Consider the following 1671-nt stretch of genomic DNA (forward strand, 5'->3'; position numbering starts at 1 on the left):
AGCGGGTCGACGGCCGGGTAGAGGCCCTTCGACGCGATCTCGCGCGAGAGCTCCGTCGTGGCGTCGAGGTGCGCGAACGTCGTGGCCGGGGCCGGGTCGGTGTAGTCGTCGGCAGGCACGTAGATCGCCTGCAGCGACGTGATCGAGTGGCCGCGGGTCGAGGTGATGCGCTCCTGCAGGATGCCCATCTCGTCGGCGAGGTTCGGCTGGTAGCCGACGGCGCTCGGCATGCGGCCCAGCAGCGTCGAGACCTCCGAGCCCGCCTGCGTGAAGCGGAAGATGTTGTCGATGAACAGCAGCACGTCCTGCTTCTGCACGTCGCGGAAGTACTCCGCCATCGTCAGGGCCGAGAGCGCGACGCGGAGGCGCGTGCCCGGCGGCTCGTCCATCTGGCCGAAGACGAGGGCGGTCTTGTCGAAGACGCCCGCCTCCTCCATCTCGTGGATGAGGTCGTTGCCCTCACGCGTGCGCTCGCCGACGCCGGCGAACACCGAGACACCGCCGTGGTCCTGCGCGACGCGCTGGATCATCTCCTGGATGAGGACGGTCTTGCCGACGCCCGCACCGCCGAAGAGGCCGATCTTGCCACCCTGCACGTAGGGCGTGAGGAGGTCGATGACCTTGATGCCCGTCTCGAACAGCTGCGTCTTCGACTCGAGCTGGTCGAACGAGGGCGCCTTGCGGTGGATCGACCAGCGCTCGCTCACCTCGAGGGTCTCGCCCTCGGCCAGGTTGAGCGGCTCGCCGATGACGTTGAAGACCTTGCCCTTGGTGACGTCGCCGACGGGCACCATGATCGGCTCGCCCGAGTCGCGCACCTCCTGGCCGCGCACGAGGCCGTCGGTGGGCTTGAGCGCGATGGCGCGCACGAGGTCGTCGCCGAGGTGCTGCGCGACCTCGAGCGTGATCTCCTGCGGCTCGGTGCCGTCGCCGAAGTCGACGGTCGTCTTGAGCGCGTTGTAGACCTCGGGGATCGCGTCGTGCGGGAACTCGATGTCGACGACGGGCCCGGTCACGCGCGCGACGCGACCGACGCCGGCCTGCGTCTTGGCAGCGGGGGTGTCAGTGATGGTCATGGTGGTTGCCTTTCGTGGCTACTTCGCCGAGGCGAGGGCGTCCGCGCCGCCCACGATCTCGGAGATCTGCGTCGTGATCTCGGCCTGGCGCGCGTTGTTGCGCAGGCGGGTGTAGTCGGTGATGAGCTTGTCCGCGTTGTCGGACGCCGACTTCATCGCCTTCTGCGTCGCGGCCTGCTTGGCGGCGGCCGACTGCAGCAGCGCGTTGAAGATGCGGCTCTCGACGTACACGGGCAGGAGCGCGTCGAGCACGCGAGCGGGCTCCGGCTCGAACTCGTACAGCGGGAGGTGCTCGGTGTCAGCCGCGGCATCCGCCTCGACGACCTCGAGCGGCAGCAGCCGCACCGTGGTCGGGTCCTGCGTCATCATGCTGACGAAGCGGTTGTACACGACGTGGATCTCGTCGACCTGCTCCGAGACGTACGCCTCGAGCACGGCCTCCGCGATCTCCTGCGCGAGCTCTGGCGTCGGCGCGTCCGACTGCCCCGTCCACTCCCGGATGTACGGGCGCTGGCGGAACTTGAAGTAGCCGACGGCCTTGTTGCCGATCAGGTAGTGATCGACCTCCTTGCCCTCAGCCTCGAGCTTCGCCCGC

Annotated in this window: 2 protein-coding genes; both read right to left on the reverse strand. The window is 68.6% G+C overall.

What is annotated here, in order from left to right:
- A partial coding sequence (atpD, locus tag RIF89_RS14775) for a F0F1 ATP synthase subunit beta (protein ID WP_309069828.1) occupies positions 1-1076 on the reverse strand: 1076 nt, incomplete at its 3' end.
- An 18-nt stretch (positions 1077-1094) separates the two neighbouring features.
- Positions 1095-1671, reverse strand: a 577-nt coding sequence (locus RIF89_RS14780; protein WP_309069829.1) for a F0F1 ATP synthase subunit gamma, incomplete at its 5' end; no start/stop codon positions are given.

It is taken from the genome of Microbacterium sp. (assembly GCF_031178525.1).
Lineage (GTDB): Bacteria > Actinomycetota > Actinomycetes > Actinomycetales > Microbacteriaceae > Microbacterium.